Source organism: Sandarakinorhabdus sp. (assembly GCF_032115815.1).
Classification (GTDB): Bacteria; Pseudomonadota; Alphaproteobacteria; order Sphingomonadales; family Sphingomonadaceae; genus Sandarakinorhabdus.
Genome location: NZ_JAUMBI010000262.1, coordinates 1 through 18,641, shown reverse-complemented (window position 1 = coordinate 18,641; position 18,641 = coordinate 1). Strand labels below are relative to the sequence as shown.

The 18,641-nt window shown below is 65.0% G+C and carries 16 protein-coding genes; 8 read left to right on the top strand and 8 right to left on the bottom strand.

The annotated features are described in order from the left end of the window. The coding region (locus RT662_RS15130) for a cation:proton antiporter (RefSeq protein ID WP_313671519.1) at positions 1-572 on the bottom strand (572 nt) is incomplete at its 3' end. Between the two features lie 130 nt (positions 573-702). Here RT662_RS15130 and RT662_RS15125 point away from each other — a divergent pair. Further along, positions 703-2,025, top strand: a complete 1,323-nt coding sequence (locus tag RT662_RS15125) for an NAD(P)-binding domain-containing protein (RefSeq protein ID WP_313671518.1) — start codon at positions 703-705, stop codon at positions 2,023-2,025. On the opposite strand, the gene RT662_RS15120 is transcribed toward RT662_RS15125, so the two are convergent. The 4 genes from RT662_RS15120 to typA all read right to left on the bottom strand — a co-directional run bounded on the left by RT662_RS15120 (position 1,985) and on the right by typA (position 6,657). Continuing rightward, complete coding sequence (locus tag RT662_RS15120; RefSeq protein WP_313671517.1) at positions 1,985-3,373, bottom strand: MATE family efflux transporter; 1,389 nt, start codon at positions 3,371-3,373, stop codon at positions 1,985-1,987. The genes RT662_RS15125 and RT662_RS15120 overlap by 41 nt on opposite strands. Positions 3,374-3,447: 74 nt before the next feature. Beyond that, positions 3,448-4,002, bottom strand: a complete 555-nt coding sequence (locus RT662_RS15115; RefSeq protein WP_313671516.1) for a hypothetical protein — start codon at positions 4,000-4,002, stop codon at positions 3,448-3,450. Between the two features lie 38 nt (positions 4,003-4,040). Then, positions 4,041-4,637: a GTP cyclohydrolase I FolE gene (gene folE / locus RT662_RS15110; protein WP_409530178.1), complete on the bottom strand. Its 597-nt coding sequence runs from the start codon at positions 4,635-4,637 to the stop codon at positions 4,041-4,043. A gap of 184 nt (positions 4,638-4,821) precedes the next feature. Continuing rightward, a complete protein-coding gene (gene typA, locus RT662_RS15105; protein ID WP_313671514.1) occupies positions 4,822-6,657 on the bottom strand; it encodes a translational GTPase TypA in 1,836 nt (611 codons plus the stop codon). A gap of 226 nt (positions 6,658-6,883) precedes the next feature. Here typA and RT662_RS15100 point away from each other — a divergent pair, with 226 nt between their 5' ends. The 6 genes from RT662_RS15100 to RT662_RS15075 all read left to right on the top strand — a co-directional run bounded on the left by RT662_RS15100 (position 6,884) and on the right by RT662_RS15075 (position 13,304). Then, the gene (locus RT662_RS15100; protein WP_313671513.1) at positions 6,884-7,789 is read left to right on the top strand and encodes a helix-turn-helix domain-containing protein; all 906 of its coding nucleotides are present in this window, start codon (positions 6,884-6,886) and stop codon (positions 7,787-7,789) included. 17 nt (positions 7,790-7,806) lie between these two features. Then, positions 7,807-8,727 (top strand): YbgF trimerization domain-containing protein, encoded by a 921-nt coding sequence (locus RT662_RS15095; protein WP_313671512.1) that lies wholly within the window; start codon positions 7,807-7,809, stop codon positions 8,725-8,727. Then, a complete protein-coding gene (gene tilS, locus RT662_RS15090; RefSeq protein WP_313671511.1) occupies positions 8,724-9,710 on the top strand; it encodes a tRNA lysidine(34) synthetase TilS in 987 nt (328 codons plus the stop codon). The genes RT662_RS15095 and tilS overlap by 4 nt, the downstream gene beginning before the upstream one ends. A gap of 107 nt (positions 9,711-9,817) precedes the next feature. After that, the gene (gene ftsH / locus RT662_RS15085; protein WP_313671510.1) at positions 9,818-11,764 is read left to right on the top strand and encodes an ATP-dependent zinc metalloprotease FtsH; all 1,947 of its coding nucleotides are present in this window, start codon (positions 9,818-9,820) and stop codon (positions 11,762-11,764) included. Continuing rightward, positions 11,761-12,177, top strand: a complete 417-nt coding sequence (locus RT662_RS15080) for a VOC family protein (RefSeq protein ID WP_313671509.1) — start codon at positions 11,761-11,763, stop codon at positions 12,175-12,177. The genes ftsH and RT662_RS15080 overlap by 4 nt, the downstream gene beginning before the upstream one ends. Beyond that, positions 12,177-13,304, top strand: coding sequence for a sterol desaturase family protein (locus tag RT662_RS15075; protein WP_313671508.1), 1,128 nt, complete (start codon positions 12,177-12,179; stop codon positions 13,302-13,304). Before RT662_RS15080 ends, RT662_RS15075 begins: the two co-directional genes overlap by 1 nt. Here RT662_RS15075 and RT662_RS15070 read toward each other — a convergent pair whose 3' ends face one another. Continuing rightward, positions 13,305-14,645 carry an MFS transporter gene (locus RT662_RS15070; RefSeq protein WP_313671507.1) on the bottom strand — a complete coding sequence of 447 codons (1,341 nt, stop codon included), beginning with the start codon at positions 14,643-14,645 and terminating at the stop codon, positions 13,305-13,307. It abuts the gene before it with no gap. A gap of 88 nt (positions 14,646-14,733) precedes the next feature. Here RT662_RS15070 and RT662_RS15065 point away from each other — a divergent pair, with 88 nt between their 5' ends. Continuing rightward, entirely contained in the window at positions 14,734-15,747 is a 1,014-nt protein-coding gene (locus RT662_RS15065) for an aldehyde reductase (protein WP_313671506.1), read from the top strand. 126 nt (positions 15,748-15,873) lie between these two features. Here RT662_RS15065 and RT662_RS15060 read toward each other — a convergent pair whose 3' ends face one another. Further along, a complete protein-coding gene (locus tag RT662_RS15060) occupies positions 15,874-17,685 on the bottom strand; it encodes a DUF885 domain-containing protein (protein WP_313671505.1) in 1,812 nt (603 codons plus the stop codon). A 357-nt stretch (positions 17,686-18,042) separates the two neighbouring features. Then, a complete protein-coding gene (locus tag RT662_RS15055; RefSeq protein ID WP_313671504.1) occupies positions 18,043-18,546 on the bottom strand; it encodes a hypothetical protein in 504 nt (167 codons plus the stop codon). Between the last annotated feature and the right edge of the window lie 95 nt (positions 18,547-18,641).

Here is an 18,641-nt window from a genome sequence, read left to right as displayed (position 1 = left end):
ACCCAGCCCGCCACATCATTCACCGCTGCGGCCGCAATCGCCACCACGCCCACCGGTTTATCGGTCAACCCGAACTGCGCCAGGATCCGCCCCAATATGGGCAGCGCCGTGATCGCCAGCGCGTTACCGAAGAACAGCGCATAAAGCAGCGGATCGATTCCCGGCGCGAGGTTGGACGCGGTGATCCAGCCCAGTGCCAGCCCGCCGGCCAATGGCACCAGCACCGACGCAGCCGCAATCAGCAGCGCCCCCTTGCGGTGTTGCGGGGTTTGCAGATGGCCGAACTCGAATTCCATGCCGATCTGGAACATCAACAGCGTCAGGCCGATCTGGCTGATGATGGTGATGGCCGGGGCTGGGGTGGCGCCGAACAGGCTGACCGACAGCGCCGGTGCCAGCGCACCAAGCAGGGATGGCCCGAGCATCAGCCCGGCAATGATCTCCCCCACCGCGCCGGGCTGGCCCAGCCGGCGGGCAACGATGTTGAGCGTGCGCGCCGCGCCGATCATGATGATCAGCTGCAACAGCACGCTGAACAGCATGTCTTCGCTGGCGTGGACGCCCGAGCTCATGGCCGGACCGGCAAGGGAGTGTGAACGCTCATCTGCACGGCATAGACCGCATTTGCGTCGGTTGCTCAAGCCGCCTGCACCTGCAAAGCGACAGGTGGCGCGGCCGCTACATCTGCCTAGGATGCCGGCCATGAACCCGCTTCCTGTTGCCCTGATCGGAGCCGGCTGTTCCGGTTTCACCACCGCCAAGCGCCTGCGCGACGAGGGGGTGGTGTTCGACTGGTTCGAAGCGTCGGACCGGATCGGCGGCAACTGGGCCTATAACAATCCCAACGGCATGAGCAGCGCCTATCAGTCGCTGCACATCGATACCTCGAAATGGCGGCTGCAGTTCGAGGAATATCCGGTGCCCGCCGACTGGCCGGACTTTCCCCACCACAGCCTGATTGCGCAGTACTTCAACGATTATGTCGATCATTTCGGTCTGCGCGCGTTGGTGCAATTCGAAACGCCGGTGATGAAGGTGACCCGCCGGACGGACGGCACTTGGGACGTGACGACGAAGCATGGCACCCAAACCTATCGCGCCGTCGTTGTCTGCAATGGCCATCACTGGAGCCCCAACCGCCCGGTGTGGGACGGCCAGTTCAATGGCAGCATCATCCACGCCCATGATTATCGCACGCCGTTTGAACCGCTGAACCTGATCGGCAAACGGGTGCTGGTGGTAGGGCTGGGCAACAGCGCTGTCGATATCGCCTCCGAACTGGGTCAGCGCAGCATCACCGAACGCTGCTTTGTCTCCACCCGGCGGGGTGTGTGGGTGTTGCCCAAATATTTCAACGGCATTCCAGCCGACAAGCAGGCAGCGCCGCCGTGGCTGCCGCTGCCGCTGGCGCGCTGGATCGGCCGCCGCAAGGTGAAGCAGTTGGTGGGCAACATGGAAGATTATGGCCTGCCCACGCCTGATCACGAGCCGCTGGACGCGCACCCCACGGTGAGCGGCGAGTTCCTGACCCGGGTGGGCAGCGGCGACATTGCGGTGAAGCCCGCCATCGCGCGCCTGGATGGTGACGGCGTGATCTTCACCGATGGCAGCCGCGAAGTGCTGGACGCGATCATCTGCGCCACGGGTTACAACATTGAATTCCCGTTCCTCGATCCCGCCGATGCGCGCGTGACCGACAATCACATCCCGCTCTACAAGCGCATGGTGCAGGCCGATCCGGCGCTCCAGGGCCTGTGGTTCATGGGGCTGGCGCAGACGCTGCCGACGCTGGTCAACCTGGCCGAGCAGCAGTCAAAGCTGCTCGCCGCCTTCCTGGCCGGCCGGTATGCGCTGCCATCGCCGCAAGAGATGGCCAGCACCATCGTGGCCGAGGAAAAACGCTACCAGGGCCATTATTACGCCAGCCGCCGCCACACCATGCAGGTGAATTTCGAACCCTATGTGGCCGATCTTGTTGCCGAAATCAGGCGGGGGGCAAAACGGGCACCGCGTCTGGCGGCGTGAGCGGCGCGCGGCCCAGCGCCACGAACCGCCCCCACAGCAACACGGCCGACAAGGCGCTGGCGATGATGATCGCCCAGATCAGCCCGTCCACCCCGCCGCCCGACGTAACGCCCAGCCAGTACGCCAGCGGCATCATCACCACCACATAGGAAAAGATGTGGATCACGGCCGGTGCGCGGATGTCGGAGCGTGCGCGCAGTGCTTGTGCGGCCACCACCTGCAGGCCATCGGCCGCAAAGAACAGGCTCGAAAGGATCATCGCGCTGGCGATGCCGGCCACCACGGCGGCTTCGCGGGAGTACGCCGCGGCGATGGCTTCGGGGAACAACCACACGCCGAGCGACACGATCAGCAGCACCGCCGCCGTCACCCCGAAACCCTGCCCGGCCGAAGCCAGCATCGCCGGCCGATCGCGCGCGCCGTAGGCCCGGCCGACCAGCACCGATGTCGCCACCGAAAGCCCCAGCGGAACCATGAACACCGTTGCCGCCACGTTGATCACCACCGCCCAGATTGCCACCGCCGTCACGCTGATCCAGCCGGCAAACACCGCCATCGCCGAAAAGGCCAGGCTTTCGATGAAATAGCTGACCGCCGCGCCATAGCCGACCGCGCGCATCGCCCGCGCTGCCACAGGATCGCGCGGCGCCGGCGACAGCACGCCCAGTTCACGCGCCCGGCGCCAGCGCAGGATGACCACAGCCAGCACCACCAGCAGGAACAGCCGGCTGGCAAAGGTTGCCCAGGCGCTGGCCGCAGCCCCGTGAACACCGAACATATTGTCGCCCGGCACCAGCCACAAATTGACGGCGAGATTGACGATATTGGCCAGCCACATCGCCACCATGCCCGGGATAGCGCGGCCATGGGCTTCCAGCCAGAACAGCCCGGCATCGGCGACGATGATCGGCACCAGCGACACCGCCTGCACCTGCAGCACCAGTGTGGCGCCTTCGGCCAGGCCCGGCGCCATGTTGAAGGCCACCAGCATCGGCCCGCCGGTGACGGCGAGGAACATGGCGCACGCCACCGAAATCCACGTGGCGTAGGCCAGCCCACGTCGCAGGATCGCCCCGGTATCGGATTCGCGGCCTTCGCCGATGGCCTGGCTGGTCATCACCTGCACGCCGGAAAGCAGACCCAGCGCGGTGGTCAGCACCACGCCAGTCACCGCCCAGGCCAGCGCGTGATAGCCCAGCTCCGCCGCGCTGTACCGCCCGACCACGATCGTATCGACCAGCCCCATCGCCATGATGCCCAGCCGCGACGCCACAACCGGCGCTGCCAAGCGCAGCAGCGCCGACAGGCCGGAACCAGTCGTCTCGGTCGGGGCCATGGCGGCCGTCATTGCGGGTTATTCCAAGATGAAAAAGGCCGCTCGCCATACAGGCCGCGGCAGATTCGGGCAAATCGGCCGGGTAGTTACTTCTTGGGCGCCGGCTTCTCGGGCGGCGCCGGCCCCAGCCGGCAACCGCGCGCCTTCATGATGCCCTTGATGTAACTGCGCCGGATCTGACCGGCGAGCCGGGCAGCGGCGGCCTGACGGGCGGCCTTGTTGGCGCCGGTGATCTGCCGGATGATGCCTTGGCCGGGGACGAGACTGCCAGTGATGCCTTCGGCGCTGTCGAACAACTGCTCGGCCGGGCTGCGGCCCTTTTTGCCCACCAGCGCCGGATCATCGACATCGGGGCCAACCAGCCCCGTCATGCGGTTCACTTCGGCATTCAACTGGCGGCACGTGCGCAGGGATCTCACCGCATAGGGATTGGCCATGATCGCCGCCAGCTCTGGCGCAATCTTGGGCTTCATCACGTTCAGATCGCGCAGGGGGCGGGTGGCTGCGCGACCCAGCGCGTCATCCACGCCGCCCTTGTCCGGGCCGATCACCTGCTCCGTTCCGCTGTTCGACGGCGGCGGCGGCGGCGGTGGCGGCGCGGCCTGGGCGGCAAACAGCAAAAGGGCGGGCAACAGCATCACAGCAGCAGTGTGCCCCGGCTCGCCCCGGCCGGCAAGCTTCAGCCTTTACCCATAAGCCGCAGCACTTCAGTGCGGCTGCTGTGATCGTTGCGGAATGTGCCCATCATGCGGCTGGTGGTCATCACGACGCCGGGCGTCATCACGCCGCGGGCCGACATGCAGGCGTGAGTCGCCTCGATCACCACGGCCACGCCAACGGGATCAAGGTGGTGCTGGATGCAATCGGCCACCTCTGCGGTCAACCGTTCCTGCACCTGCAGGCGGCGGGCAAAGCCGTGCAGCACGCGCGCCAACTTGGAAATGCCGACAACCCGGCTGCGCGGCAGATACGCGATATGGGCCTTGCCGATGATCGGCGCCATGTGATGTTCGCAGTGCGACTGGAACGGGATGTCGCGCAGGATCACGATCTCGTCATACCCGCCCACTTCGGCAAAGGTGCGCGACAGGTGCAGGCCGGGATCTTCGGCATAGCCTTTGGTATATTCGCGCCATGCCTTGGCGACGCGCTTGGGCGTGTCGAGCAGGCCTTCGCGCGTCGGATCATCGCCCGTCCAGCGAATCAGCGTGCGGATGGCGTCTTCGGCTTCAGCCTGCGGAATGGTGATGAAATCCGCCGGCGCCGGGGCGTCCATTGGGGCATCGTCGTCATAGATGGCGGTCATGAGGAAAACTCCAGCTCGAGGCTCAGCCTGGCCCGCTGCGGCCAATGAGGACAGTGGGATAGGCGACCTAGGCGCATCTGCACAGGTCGACAATTGTCCCATTGTCGCAGCAGCAATCGCGCGCTGCTGCGACCCATTACCAGCGAACTTGGTGTCAGCCGGCCTGCTTCGCCCGGCTGGCGCGCTTGCGCTCGTGCGGATCGAGGTGGATCTTGCGCAGGCGGATGTGATTGGGCGTCACCTCCACCAGCTCATCCTCGTCGATATAGGCGATGGCCTGTTCCAGCGTCAGCTTCTTGGGCGGGGAGAGCTGGATGGCGTCATCCTTGCCGCTGGCACGGAAGTTGGTCAGCGCCTTCGATTTCAGCGGGTTGACCTCAAGATCTTCCTCGCGCGCGTTCTCACCGATCACCATGCCCTGGTACACCGATTCGCCCGGGCCGATCATCAGGATGCCGCGCGGCTGCAGATAACCCAGCGCATAGGTGACGGCGTCGCCGCTCTCGGTGGAGATCAGCACGCCGTTGGCGCGGCCCGAAATCGCGCCCTTGTGCGGGCCGTATTTTTCAAACAGCCGGTTCATGATGCCGGTGCCGCGGGTGTCCGACAGGAATTCGCCGTGATAACCGATCAGGCCGCGCGACGGGGCCGAGAAGGTGAGGCGGGTCTTGCCGCCGCCGCTCGGGCGCATGTCGGTCATCTCGGCCTTGCGCTGGGCCATCTTCTCGACAACCGTGCCGGAATAGGCCTCGTCCACGTCGATCACGACGGTTTCATAGGGTTCGGTGCGCTTGCCGGCCTCGTCGGTGCCGAAGATCACCCGCGGGCGCGAAATCGACAGTTCGAAACCTTCGCGGCGCATGGTTTCGATCAGCACGCCCAGCTGCAATTCGCCGCGGCCGGCCACTTCGAACGCGTCCTTCGACGGCAGTTCGGTGATGCGGATCGCCACATTGCCTTCGGCTTCGCGGGCCAGGCGATCGGCGATCATGCGGCTGGTCACCTTGCTGCCGTCCTTGCCGGCATAAGGGCTGTCGTTCACGCTGAACGTCATCGACAGGGTCGGCGGATCGATCGGCTGCGCTGCCAGGGCTTCGCTCACGCTCTGTTCGGCGATGGTATCGGCCACGGTAGCCTTGGTCAGGCCGGCCAGGGCGATGATGTCACCGGCCACGGCCTGATCGACGGCCACGCGTTCGAGGCCACGGAAAGCAAAGATTTTCGAGGCGCGGCCGATCTCGGCCACCGTGCTGTCGGGGTTCAGGGCATGGATCGGGCTGTTGACCTTCAGCGTGCCCGACATGATGCGCCCGGTCAGGATGCGGCCCAGGAAATTGTCGCGGTCCAGCAGCGAAACCAGCATGCGGAACGGGGCTTCCGGATCGCCGCTGGGCGGCGGCACATGATCGACGATCTTCTGGAACAGCGGCTTCAGGTCGCCGGAGCGCACATCGTCGGTCGGGCCGGCATAGCCACCACGGCCGGACGCATAAAGCACCGGAAAATCGAGCTGGTCGTCGTTGGCTTCCAGTGTCACGAACAGATCGAACACTTCGTCCAGCACTTCGCTGGCGCGCGCATCTGGACGGTCGATCTTGTTGACGACGACAATCGGTCGCAGGCCCAGCGCCAGCGCCTTGCCGCACACGAACTTGGTTTGCGGCATCGGGCCTTCGGCGGCGTCGACCAGCAGAATCACGCCATCGACCATCGACAGGATGCGCTCCACCTCGCCGCCGAAATCGGCGTGGCCGGGGGTATCGACGATGTTGATGTGGTAAGGATTGCCGTCGGCATCCGCCCATTCGATGCTGGTGCACTTGGCCAGGATGGTGATCCCGCGTTCCTTTTCCAGGTCATTGGAATCCATGGCCCGTTCGGCCACGCGCTGGTTATCGCGGAAGGTGCCGGATTGGCGGAACAGCTGGTCGACCAGGGTGGTCTTGCCATGGTCGACGTGCGCGATGATCGCGATGTTGCGGGTGGACATGCAGATTTCCGGAAAAAAAGAGCGGGGCCATCGACGGCAAGCTGCCGGCAATATCGGCTGCGCCCATAGGGCAAGCCCGGCCCAAGGGCAAGCCAAGGGACTTCGGAGCGTGCTGCACTGCCGCAATAGCCGGCGATACGGCCTGCAAATGCCAACCGTCCTGCAAATGATTGACTCCAGACGATGACAATGGCCATGTCCCTGACAAAGCGGGAGGCTGGCCCGAATGGTCGATGAAGAACAGGGAAATGCTGCATATCCGCAAGGCCCGTACCGTGGCCTGACGGTGGGTGCGCTGCTGGCCGAAGCGCGGGCGGCGGCCGGCCGGGAACTGGCCGATCTGGCCCGGGAAACCCGCGTGCCGTTGCGGCACCTGATGGCCATCGAAGCCGATGATCACGAATCCCTGCCGGCGCTGCCCTATGCGTTGGGCTTCGTGAAGACCTTTGCGCGCAGCGTCGGGCTCAATCCGGAAAGCGTGGGCGCCCAGTTCCGTGCCGAAACCCGTCTCACGCCGCATGTGCCATCTGCGCCCAGCCTGGAACCGCTTGACGAAGCTCGGCTGCCGTCGCGCGGGCTAGCCATGGCCGGGTTGGCAGTGCTGGTGCTGGTGATCGGCGGTCTCGGCCTTTATGGCAGTGGCGTGCTCGATCCGGCACCAAGTGCGTCACCGGCGGCGGCTCCGGCAGTAACGGGTTCAGCTCCGGCATCAGCGCCGGCTCCGGCCTCAACCCCCACGGGTGCTATGGCTGGTGCCAGCGCTGCAGCGATGGCGCCCCTTACCATCCCGACCAGCGGCACGGTGACTCTGACCGCGCGTTCGGATGTCTGGGTGAAGATCTACAGTCGCACCACGGGCCGGAAGGCCTTCCAGGGCCTGATGGTCGCCGGCAGCATCTACAAGTTGCCCGAGGACAAGGGCCCACTCGTCTTGCGCGCCGGCCGCGCCGGCGAGATCGAGGTGAGCGTGGCCGGCGTCAAGCTGCCCCCGCTGGGTGGGTCGGTCGAGACTGTTGATGGCGTCGTGCTGACCGCACCGGCATTGGCGGAACGCTTTGCCGGCTCGGCTGCGGCCGCGACGCCCGTTCAGGGTCCGGCAAGTCAGCCTGCGCCAGAACCGGCACCACGTTGAATTTCGGGAGCCTGATCGTGAGCCGTTTCGTGCCTGTCCTGCTTGCTGCTGCCGTGCTGTTGCCTGCCCCGTTGGCGGCGCAGGCGGTTGACGTGGGCAAGCTCGATCGCCGGGTAGGCACGCTCGAATCGGAAATGCGCGCGGTGCAGCGCAAGGTGTTTCCCGGCGGCAACGCGCGTTTCTTTGAACCGGAAATCCCGGCCCAGGCCGCCACACCGGCGCCCGCGCCAGAAACGCCGCCGGCCACCACGCCGATCGCTGATCTGACCGGGCGGGTGGACGCGCTGGAAGGCCAGTTGAAGACAATGACCGGCCAGATCGAGGCGATGGAATACAAGCTGCGCCAGTTGGAAGACGGCCAGCGCCGCCTGAAGGGCGATGTGGAATTTCGGTTGAACACGCTGGAAAATCCCGGTGGCACGCCGCCCGCCGATGCGGCTGGAGCGCCGCTCGCGCCTACCGCTGGCCCTGCGGCGGTTCAGGGCAAACCGCCGGCCACGCCCGTTGCCACTGCGCCCAAGCCGGCAGCGCCCGCCGCCAAGCCAGCCACCGACGGGGCGGCTTGGACCGCCGCCTATCCCAAGGTCACGGCCCGCGATTGGCCCGGCGTTGAAACCGCGATGAGCCAGTTCATCGCCGATTGGCCGAAATCCACCCGCGTGCCGCAGGCAAAATACTGGCTGGGCCGCAGCTTTGCCGCGCGCACACAATATCCGCAGGCGGCCAAGGCGTTCCTTGATGTCTATCAGTCGGCCCCGCGTTCGACCCCGGCACCCGATGCGCTGATTGCGCTGGCTGGTGCGCTCAATGCTATGACCAAGCCCAAGGACGCCTGCCAGGTGCTGGGTGAGCTGGAAACGGTATATGGTGCCAAGCTGACCGACACGCAGAAGGCCGATGCCGGGCGCCAGCGCTTGAAAGCCAAGTGCACGGCGTGAGCCGGCCAAATGTGCGGCCTGATCTTGCCGCACTGATTGCGGCGGCGCTGGGCTGCCCGGTTGCCCCCGATGAACGCATTGCCGTCGCGACCTCAGGCGGGCCGGACAGCCTGGCACTGCTGTCACTGGCCGCCGCCGCTTTTGCGGGCCGGGTGACGGCGCTCACCGTCGATCACCGTCTGCGCCCCGCAGCGGCCGCCGAAGCTGCCAGGGTTGCAGCCGAGTGTGCGGCCCGCGGCTTGCCGCAGGTAACGCTGGTGCGCGACGGCGCGGATTTCGCCAGCAATATCCAAGCCCGCGCCCGCGCCGCCCGCTATGCACTGATGGGCGATTGGTGCGCCGCCCACGGCCACAGCCTGCTGCTCACCGCCCATCACGCCGATGATCAGGCCGAAACGCTGCTGATGCGCCTGAACCGCGCCAGTGGCAGCGAGGGGCTGGCTGCGATCCGTTCCGCCCGGCTGTTGCGGCCTGGCGTGATGCTGGTGCGGCCGCTGCTGTCGGTCCGCAAGGGCGAACTGGCGGCGATCGCTGTCGCTGATGGCTGGTCGGTGGTGGACGATCCCGCCAACCGCGATCCCCGCCATGATCGCACACAGGTGCGGGCGCTGCTGGCTGTTACGCCGGCGCTGGACGCTGCTGCCCTGGCGGCCAGTGCGGCGCATCTGGCTGCCGACGCCGAAGCGCTTGCCTGGGCGGCCGATCTGGCCTGGGCTGGCAGGGTGCGCGAAACCGATGGCCGCTTGATGGTTGATGCAGGTGGGCTGCCAGCGGCGCTGGTGCAGCGGCTGCTGGCGCGGGCGGTGGAAACGATGGCCGGACGACCGGCGCGGGGCAGCGACATCGCCCGTCTGGCGGCGCGACTCGGAAGCGGGGCAAGCGGCACACTGGCCGGCATTGTCGCGCGTCCCGGCACAATCTGGCAACTTTCCGTCACCCGCCCGCCACAGAACGGCGGCAAAAAGCCACAAAACGCCGCCTGAAACGGGGCAGAACAGCACAGGCGGATTGCAACCCCATCATTCCACCTTATCTTGGGCTGTGCGTGCGATCGCCAGCGTTGCCGCGTGTAATTGATCAGGAACTGTCCATGTCCGAAGGCCCCAACAAGCGTCCGCCCAACCCCTGGATGAAGAATCTGGGGTTGTGGATCGTCATCCTGCTCGGCCTCGCCGTGGCGGTGAACGTGATGCAGGGCAGCGGTTCCTCGCGCAGCAGCGACACGCTGGCCTATTCGGATTTCCTTGCGCGCGTTGATGATGGCGCGGTGAAATCGGTGGAGATCCGCGGCGAGGAAATCATCGGCCGCACCAGCGGCGACGAGGAGTTCCGTACTTTCAACCCCGGCGATACCCAGTTGATCGAGCGTCTCCGCAGCAAGGGTGTGCGCTTTGATGCCCGCCCGGAAGAAAGCCGTTCGGTGATTGCGCAGCTGTTCTTCAACATGCTGCCCTTCATCCTGATGATTGGCATCTGGATTTTCGTGATGCGTCAGATGCAGAACGGTGCCGGCCGCGGTGCCATGGGTTTCGGCAAGAGCCGGGCTAAGCTGCTGGTGCAGAAGGAAGGCCGCGTGACGTTTGACGACGTTGCCGGCATCGACGAAGCCCGCGAGGAACTGCAGGAAATCGTCGACTTCCTGAAGGATCCTGGCCGTTTCAGCCGCCTCGGCGGCAAGATTCCGAAGGGCGCGCTGCTGGTTGGCCCGCCCGGCACCGGCAAGACGTTGCTCGCCCGCGCCATCGCCGGCGAAGCCAATGTGCCGTTCTTCTCCATCTCCGGCTCCGATTTCGTCGAAATGTTCGTTGGTGTCGGCGCCAGCCGTGTGCGCGACATGTTCGAACAGGGCAAGAAATCCGCCCCGTGCATCATCTTCATCGATGAAATCGACGCCGTCGGCCGCAGCCGTGGCGCTGGCCTTGGCGGCGGCAACGACGAACGCGAACAGACGCTGAACCAGCTGCTGGTGGAAATGGATGGTTTCGATGCCAACGAAGGCATCATCATCATCGCTGCCACCAACCGGCCTGATGTGCTGGATCCTGCCCTGCTGCGCCCCGGTCGTTTCGACCGCCAGGTCGTGGTGGGCCGCCCCGATATCGACGGGCGCGAGAAGATCCTCGCCGTCCATATGAAGAAAGTGCCGCTGGCGCCTGACGTGAACGCCCGCACCATCGCGCGCGGCACGCCGGGTTTTGCCGGCGCTGATCTGGCCAACCTGGTCAACGAAGCCGCGCTGCTGGCCGCCCGTCGCGGCAAGCGGCTGGTGTCGATGCGCGAATTCGAGGATGCCAAGGACAAGGTGCTGATGGGCACCGAGCGCAAGACCATGGCGATGACCGAGGACGAGAAGAAGATGACCGCCTATCACGAGGCCGGCCATGCGCTCGTCTCGCTGCATGAGCAGGCGTCGGACCCGATCCACAAGGCCACCATCATCCCGCGCGGCCGTGCGCTCGGCATGGTGATGCGCCTGCCGGAGCGGGACCAGTACAGCTACCACCGCGACAAGATGTACGCCAATCTGGCCGTGGCCATGGGCGGCCGCGTCGCCGAAGAAGTGATCTTCGGCTATGACAAGGTCAGCTCCGGTGCCTCGTCCGATATCAGCTATGCCACCGATCTGGCCCGCTCGATGGCGACGCAATGGGGCATGTCTGACAAGCTGGGCCCGCTGAAATATGTCGAGAACCAGGAAGAGGTGTTCCTCGGCCACAGCGTGACCAAGGCCCAGAACATGTCGGAAGAAACCGCTCAGATGATCGACAGCGAAGTGCGCGCTATCGTCACCACTGGCTATGACCGCGCCAAGCATGTGCTGACCGAGAATATTGACCAGCTGCACGCCATCGCTGGCGCGCTGCTTGAATATGAAACCCTCACCGGCGACGAGATCAAGCAGGTCATGGACGGCGGCACCATCAATCGCGGCAGTGCCACCACCACCCCGGTGGCGCGCCCTTCGTCGGGCACTTCGGCAATTCCCAAAGCGGGCCGTCGCGGCACCGGCCTTGGTGAGGCACCCGCCGGCGCGTGAGGTGGCTGGCGGTTACGCTGGCCCTGTTGGTGGCGGCTCCCGTAGCCGCCACTGAGGCCCCGCTTGCTGTATGGTTCGAGATCCCAGTCAACGATCTGGATCGGGCAACGCGCTTTTACGAAGCGGTGTTCGGTAAACCACTGAGCCGCGATCGGGTTGATGGCTATGACATGGCGATGTTTGCCGGTGCCGATGGCCCGGAGGGCGCGCTGGTCAAGGGTGACGTTTACGTTCCGGGCAAGACCGGACCGATTCTCTATTTTCGCGCAACCGATATCGATGCCACGCTGGCCCGTGTGACCGCCGCAGGTGGTCGCACACTTTATCCGCGCAAGGATATCGGTCCACCTGGCTGGGTCGCCGAGTTTGAAGACAGCGAAGGCAACCGGATCGCGCTGTTGCAGCCACGCTGATGGCCAACCGCAGCCCGTTGATCACCGAACTGGAAGCGCCGCGGGCGCTGCGCCGGTTCGGCAGCGGCTGGTATGCCGGTCTGTTCGCGCTGCTGCTGGCCATTGCCGGGTTGGGCCTAGTGCTGGCGCTGCGCTTTCCCGGTGAACTGGCCACGCCGGAACTGGTGCCGGTCTATCAATCGGCGCTCTTTCGCCCGGCGGTGCATCTGATCGTTCTGGCCAGTTTTGCACTGGCAATGGTGTCGTTGTGGCTGGGCCGTTACCGCGCCATGGGGCTGGCGGCATTGGCCCTCGCGCTGGTGGCCAGCCTGATTGGCACCGGCGCGCCCGGTGCCGGGCCGGCCGGCCGCGGCGGGCTATTCTTTGGCCTTGATTTCTTCATTCTCAATCTGGCGCTGTCGGGCCTCATGCTGGCACCGCTGGAACGGCTGTGGCCGCATATCCGCGAACAGCGGCTGTTTCGCCCGGAATGGCAGGTGGATCTGGCCTATTTCCTGATCAGTTCGATGCTGGTGCAGGTGGTCGCCTTTGTCACCTTCGGGCCATCACGGCTGGTGATGGCGCACAGTGCAGGGCTGGCAGGCCTTCGCGCCGCCGTCGCCGATCTGCCCTTTGTGGTGCAGGTGCTGGCGATCATGCTGTGCACCGATGTGCTGCAATATTGGCTGCACCGCGCCTTTCACCGTGTGCCGTTGCTGTGGCGATTTCACGCCATCCATCACAGTGCCCGAGCGATGGACTGGCTGGCCGGATCTCGCCTGCATTTTCTGGAGATCGCGGTGGTGCGCGGGCTGACGACGCTGCCGATGTTCACGCTGGGCTTCGTTCCCGAGGCGGTGCAGGCCTATGTCGCCGTGGTCTATCTGCACAGCGCTCTGATCCACGCCAATATGGGCGGCGAGAGGGACTGGTGGGGCCATTTCATCGCTACCCCGCGCTATCACCACTGGCACCACGCCAGCGATGCCGAAGCGGTGGACCGCAATTTCGCGATCCACTTCCCGCTGATCGACAAGCTGTTCGGCACGTTCCATCTGCCTGCAGGGCGCTGGCCCACGGGCTATGGCATCGCTGAACCGGTGCCGCCGGGCTGGTGGCGGCAGTTCGTCCATCCGTGGCGGCGCTGATCAGTCTTCGTGATATTCGTTCGGTTCGCGGGCCAGTTCGGGCTTGGTGAAGGCATAGACAGCCAGCGCCACCAGCGCCGCAGCACCCAGCCAATAGGTGACCGAGGGGCCGATCTGATAGAGGCCGATTCCGACGGCCGGCGCAAACACGAAGCAGCTGCCGTTGACCGACGTGACAGCGCCGGCAACTCCGCCCTGTTCGGCGCGGGAGACGGCGATGCTGGCACCGGCGGTGAAGCCCGGCCGTGCCAGGCCATAACCCATGCTCATCAACGCAAAGGCGATCACCAGCGCATAAAGGCTGCTGGAAACCGCGATGCCGGCCGTGCCGGCGGCGGCCAGCAACGTGCCCCAGCGCATCAGCGCCGGCGGTGTCAGGCCAAGCTGCGGGATCAGCACCCACTGCGCCAAAAGGGTCGAAAACGCGCCGGCCATGAAGATCAGGGCGATCGACTGCTGCGAATCCATCGCGTCGCCGCCCAGCGTGTCGATGACCAGAAAGCCCAGCGCCTGGCCGGTGGCCGCCTGGATGGAGCCCGATACGAAGCCGAAGATCATGAAGGGCAGGATGCGGCTGTCCTTGACGCTCAGCCGTTTCGGCCGGCCGGCGGCAGCCGCCTTGACGCTGGCACCCGTGGTGGCGCCGGCCAGATTGGGTTCGGATGACGGCGCTCCGCTGCCGCTTTGCACATGGCCCGGCTGGTGGGTGGGATCATCGTCGGGCAGCACCTTTGCCACCGCAATCATCACAACGGCGGCGATGGCGGCAAAGGCGAACATCGGCCCCGACAGGCCGAAGGGCGCCAGAATGAACAGTGGCGCAATCGCCGGCCCGATGATGGTGCCAAGCCCGAACGCCGATGACAGGCTGGAGAGGGCGGCGGTGCGATCCTGTTCGTTGGTGCGCCCGGCGACATAGGCCTGAGCGGCGGGATTGGCCGCCGAACCGAAAATGCCGAACAGGCTGCGCAGCGTGGCGAACAGCGCAAAGGTGGCGATCGGCGCCAGCCAGCCGTTGAGCCCCGCATAAATGGCGATGCCGCAACCGGCCATCGACACCATGAAGCCCAATGATCCCACCAGCATCAGCCGGCGGCGGCCCCTGATATCGCTCTGCCGCGCCCAATAGGGGGCACTGAACGTCCACAGCAGCGCCGAGAAAGAGAAGATCACCGCCACCAGCATGTCGGGCAGGTGGATCACCCGGGCGATGGCCGGCAGCACGGTTTGCAGCGCGGTATTGCCGGCCGCGACGGTGAGCAGCGCCGCGAACACCACTGCGAATTCACGGCGGGGGAGCGAACCAGCCGCCAGGCCGGCGAAAGGATTGGGCGTCTGCACACCCCGCTAATGGGCCGCGCTGCCGCGCTTGCCAAGCCGGCAGTTGCCCCCCACCATGGTGGTTCAGCAAAATTGGAGGGTCAAAAGGGTGAACAAGGGCAAGGTGCTGGTCACCGGCGCGTCGGGCTATATCGCCGGCTTCATCATCAAGGCGCTGGTGGCCGATGGCTGGCCGGTGCGCGGTACCATCCGCAATCTTGCGCGCGCTGCTGAAGTGCGGGCCACGCTGGGCCTGCCCGAACTCGAACTGGTGGCCTGCGATCTGATGAGCGACACCGGCTGGGCCGAGGCGATGGGTGGCATTTCCTTTGTGCAGCACATCGCTTCCCCTATCCCGGCTGGCGAACCGAAGAACCCCGATGATCTGATCGTCCCGGCCCGCGAAGGCGCCCTGCGGGCGTTGCGCTTTGCCCATGCTGCCGGTGTAAAACGGGTTGTGATGACCAGCAGCATGGCCGCCATCGCCTATGGCCACGGTGAGCGCGGCACGCCGTTCACGGAAAGCGATTGGTCCAACATCAACAGCTTGGAATCATACGCCTATATAAAGTCAAAGACGCTCGCCGAACGCGCGGCGCGGGAGTGGATGGCGGCCAATGGGCAGGGGATGGAGTATGTGTCCATCAACCCGGCCGCCGTGCTTGGCCCGGTATTGGGTCCGGATTTTTCGACCAGCCTGGAGGTGGTGAAGAAGTTGCTCGACGGCGCACTGCCCGGCCTGCCGCGCCTGGGCTTTGGGGTGGTCGATGTGCGCGACGTCGCCGATCTGCACGTCACCGCGATGACAGCGCCAGGGCTGGATGGCGAACGCTTCATCGCACAAGGCAAATTCATGTGGATGCGTGAGGTGGCCGAGGTGCTGAAGGCCGGGCTCGGCAAGCAGGCGCGGCGGGTACCGACGCGCGGCCTGCCGGATTGGCTGCTGATACTGCTGGCCAATTTCGATGCGACGGTGAAGATGGTGGTGCCCGAACTTGGCCGCCGCCGTGAAGCCAGCGCCGCCCATGCCGGGGAGCGTTTGGGCTGGCAGACCCGCGACGAGGCGACCACCATCCTCGATTGTGCGAGCAGCCTGATCGAGAAGGGCCTCGTCAAGGCGTGACGGCCGGGTTTTGCCAGTTTTGACGAAATGTGCGGATTCTGGAAATTTTCGCCCGGCAAGTGACTGATTTTCAAAGAGCCTGATGCGGACCTTTTACCGCATCAGGTCCCTGTAGGACAGCCCGGCTTACCGCCCGCCCTGCTGCGCAACCCACCGATCGATCTTGGCCTCCAGCACCGCCATTGGCAGTGCGCCCGTCATCAGCACTTCGCGGTGGAAGCCCTTGATATCAAACTTTGGCCCCAGCGCCGCCTGCGCCTTGGCGCGCAGCCGGCTGATGGTCAGCTGGCCGATCTTGTAGGCCAGCGCCTGGCTCGGGATGGCGATATAGCGCTCCACTTCGGCGATGGCATCCGTGCGGCTCATGCTGCTGTTGGCCAGCATATAGTCGATGGACTGATCGCGGCCCCAACCCTTTGAATGAATGCCGGTATCGACGACGAGGCGCAGGGCGCGCAGCATCTCGTCTTCATAGCGTCCCTGCAGCTGATAGGGGTCCTTGAACATGCCTAGTTCCGGGCCCAGGCTCTCGGCGTAGAGGCCCCAGCCTTCGGCAAAGGCGGTGTTGCCGCCAAAGCGCTGGAAAGCGGGGAGTTTTTCATTCTCCTGCGCGAGGCTGACCTGGAAATGGTGGCCGGGCACGGCTTCGTGGAGATAGAGCGTTTCGACACCATAGTTGCTGCGCGAGGGCAGGTCATAGGCGTTGTAGTAGAAGATGCCTGGCCGCTTGCCGTCGGGCGTGCCGCCTTGGTAACTGCCGGCCGCATCGGTCTTTTCCCGGTGCGCTGGCACGGGCTTTATCTCCAGCGGCGATTTGGGGATGGTGTCAAACAGATTGCCGACCACCAGATCGGTGCGCTTGCCGACGGCGCGGAAGGCATCACCCATGGCCTGGGCGCTGGCGAACTTGAAGCGCGGATCGGTCCGAAGGTGGGTGAAGAAAGCGGCGCGATCGCCGGTGAAGCCAACGCGGGCCTTCACCTCGTCCATCCCCTTGAGAATGCGTGCAACTTCAGACAGGCCGATATTGTGGATTTCGTCCGGTGTCAGGCTGGTCGTGGTGCTGCTGGCCACCAGATAGCGATACAGATCCGGCCCGCCCGGCATGGCGCCAAGACCAGGGGCCTCGCGGGCAACGGGGAGATATTCGGTTTTCAGGAAATCGCGCAGGCGGATGAGGGCGGGGTTGACCCGTTCGCCGACCATTTTGGCATAGGCCGCCTTCAGCCGCGCCTGATCGGCGGCGCTGATGCCATCGGGGAATTTCTGCACCGGCTTCATCATGATGGAAGCATCCGTGCCGCCGGCGGTGAGGTTGTTGAGCTGATCGATGATGTTGTTCACCACCAGCTTGGGCTGCACCACGCCGGTCTTCATGCCTTGGCGGAACCGCAGGACGGACAGATCAAGCAGCAGCGCGAACTGGTCGTGGCGCTTCAGCGCATCCTCGTAATCTTTCAAGGACTTGAAGGGCGCCGCACTCTCGCCCGACTGCAATTCGGCAAGGAAGTTGTGGAAGCCGAAGAAATGATCGATCGGGCGCGGCGCGGTGGCGGCGAGCAGGGCGGGCTGCAGCCCGGCGAGGTCGGTGTCGCGCTGCCACTTGAACGTATCGTAACTCACCTGCTCGTCTGCGGTCAGCGCGGCGCGGTCGATTGCGGCCAAGGCCTTCAGCTCATTCTCCGCCGCCCGCTTCTCCGCCGCATAGGCCGCATCGGTGATCAGCTCACCCAACTGGTCAGCGCGAGAGGTGTCACCGCGGAACAGGCCATAGAGCGGATTGCGCTTCAGATTGTCGGCATCGCTCTGCGCAAACAACGCCGCCAGCCGGACGGACGGGCTCTCCGCCGCCGCCGTCGCAGCAGGGACCGGATTCTGAGCCAGCGCCGGGGAAACAGCAAACAAGCTGACCGCAACCAGCAGAGCAGAAACGCGCATGGGAACACTCCAGGAGAAGAAAGGGCGTATTGCTCCCATAAGACGCTGGGCGGCTCAGTCAATCAGATGCTGCAACCCTGCAGCGGCGGGGCCTGTAGGTTACAAAGGTTACAGATTCTTCTCATGCGCGCGGGGGCCGCTTTGCGCCGACGGCCTGTCCGATCCGCAGCCACGCCAGTGTAACGCAGCTGGCTTGGTGTAGGACAGGAAGAAGGGGCCTCCGGCGGGCAGGGACGCAGTCCCTGCACCCGTTTGTTTTTGGCCGGCGCTCAACGGCCGATTTGGGGTGGAAAACCGATTTCCGGCAACAATTGGCATCGGGCAAAGCTTTCGATTGGAAGCAGCCTCTCAGCAGGTTCACGGCTCTGGCAGATCAATGGCATACACTGATCGCCACCATTCGCGGTTCTCAGCATTGTTGGTTGCCCTGCTTCCGAAGCTCGGGTTGGATATCAACGAAACCGCACCAGGCAGCTTTGAAAGCCATGCGAACTGTTCCTGCAACTCGGCCCAACTGATCGAATGGCTTTTATCGTTGATTTTCCAGCGCAATTTGGCAGGGATTTTCTCGGTTGCCGCCGAAATGCCAACGAGGCCGTGGCATAAGCCGTTGCGAACTTCTCGCGGCCCTTGCAGCTGGTCTTGAAGGGCCCTTGCCAGCAGCGGACCCAGTGAGTCAGCTGGGTGCTTCTCTGTCACCACGCACTCCCAACATTTGAGCAAGCCGCCAACGCCGTGCGTGCCTTCTGGCACGCAACGTTTGGCACGAATGATTTCGCTGCGCAGAGATCTCTCCAAAGCTGCCCAAACCAGCAGCAGCGATCCCAGGGCCCCGCTCATCTTTTCATAGGTAATGTCCAAAATCGTCTGTTCCTATGCAACCTCACCAAAGCGTTCTGTCTCCGATGCTGCAGCGTCTGCAATGATGAAGGGTTTCGGGCGCCACTTGGCGTACG

Bases quoted from the DNA above. Each gene is read 5' to 3' on its own strand.
- RT662_RS15125 (WP_313671518.1), top strand. From the start codon at position 703: ATGAACCCGCTTCCTGTTGCCCTGATCGGAGCCGGCTGTTCCGGTTTC.
- RT662_RS15120 (WP_313671517.1), bottom strand. From the start codon at position 3,373: ATGACGGCCGCCATGGCCCCGACCGAGACGACTGGTTCCGGCCTGTCG.
- folE (WP_409530178.1), bottom strand. From the start codon at position 4,637: ATGGACGCCCCGGCGCCGGCGGATTTCATCACCATTCCGCAGGCTGAA.
- typA (WP_313671514.1), bottom strand. From the start codon at position 6,657: ATGTCCACCCGCAACATCGCGATCATCGCGCACGTCGACCATGGCAAG.
- RT662_RS15100 (WP_313671513.1), top strand. From the start codon at position 6,884: ATGGTCGATGAAGAACAGGGAAATGCTGCATATCCGCAAGGCCCGTAC.
- ftsH (WP_313671510.1), top strand. From the start codon at position 9,818: ATGTCCGAAGGCCCCAACAAGCGTCCGCCCAACCCCTGGATGAAGAAT.
- RT662_RS15075 (WP_313671508.1), top strand. From the start codon at position 12,177: ATGGCCAACCGCAGCCCGTTGATCACCGAACTGGAAGCGCCGCGGGCG.
- RT662_RS15060 (WP_313671505.1), bottom strand. From the start codon at position 17,685: ATGCGCGTTTCTGCTCTGCTGGTTGCGGTCAGCTTGTTTGCTGTTTCC.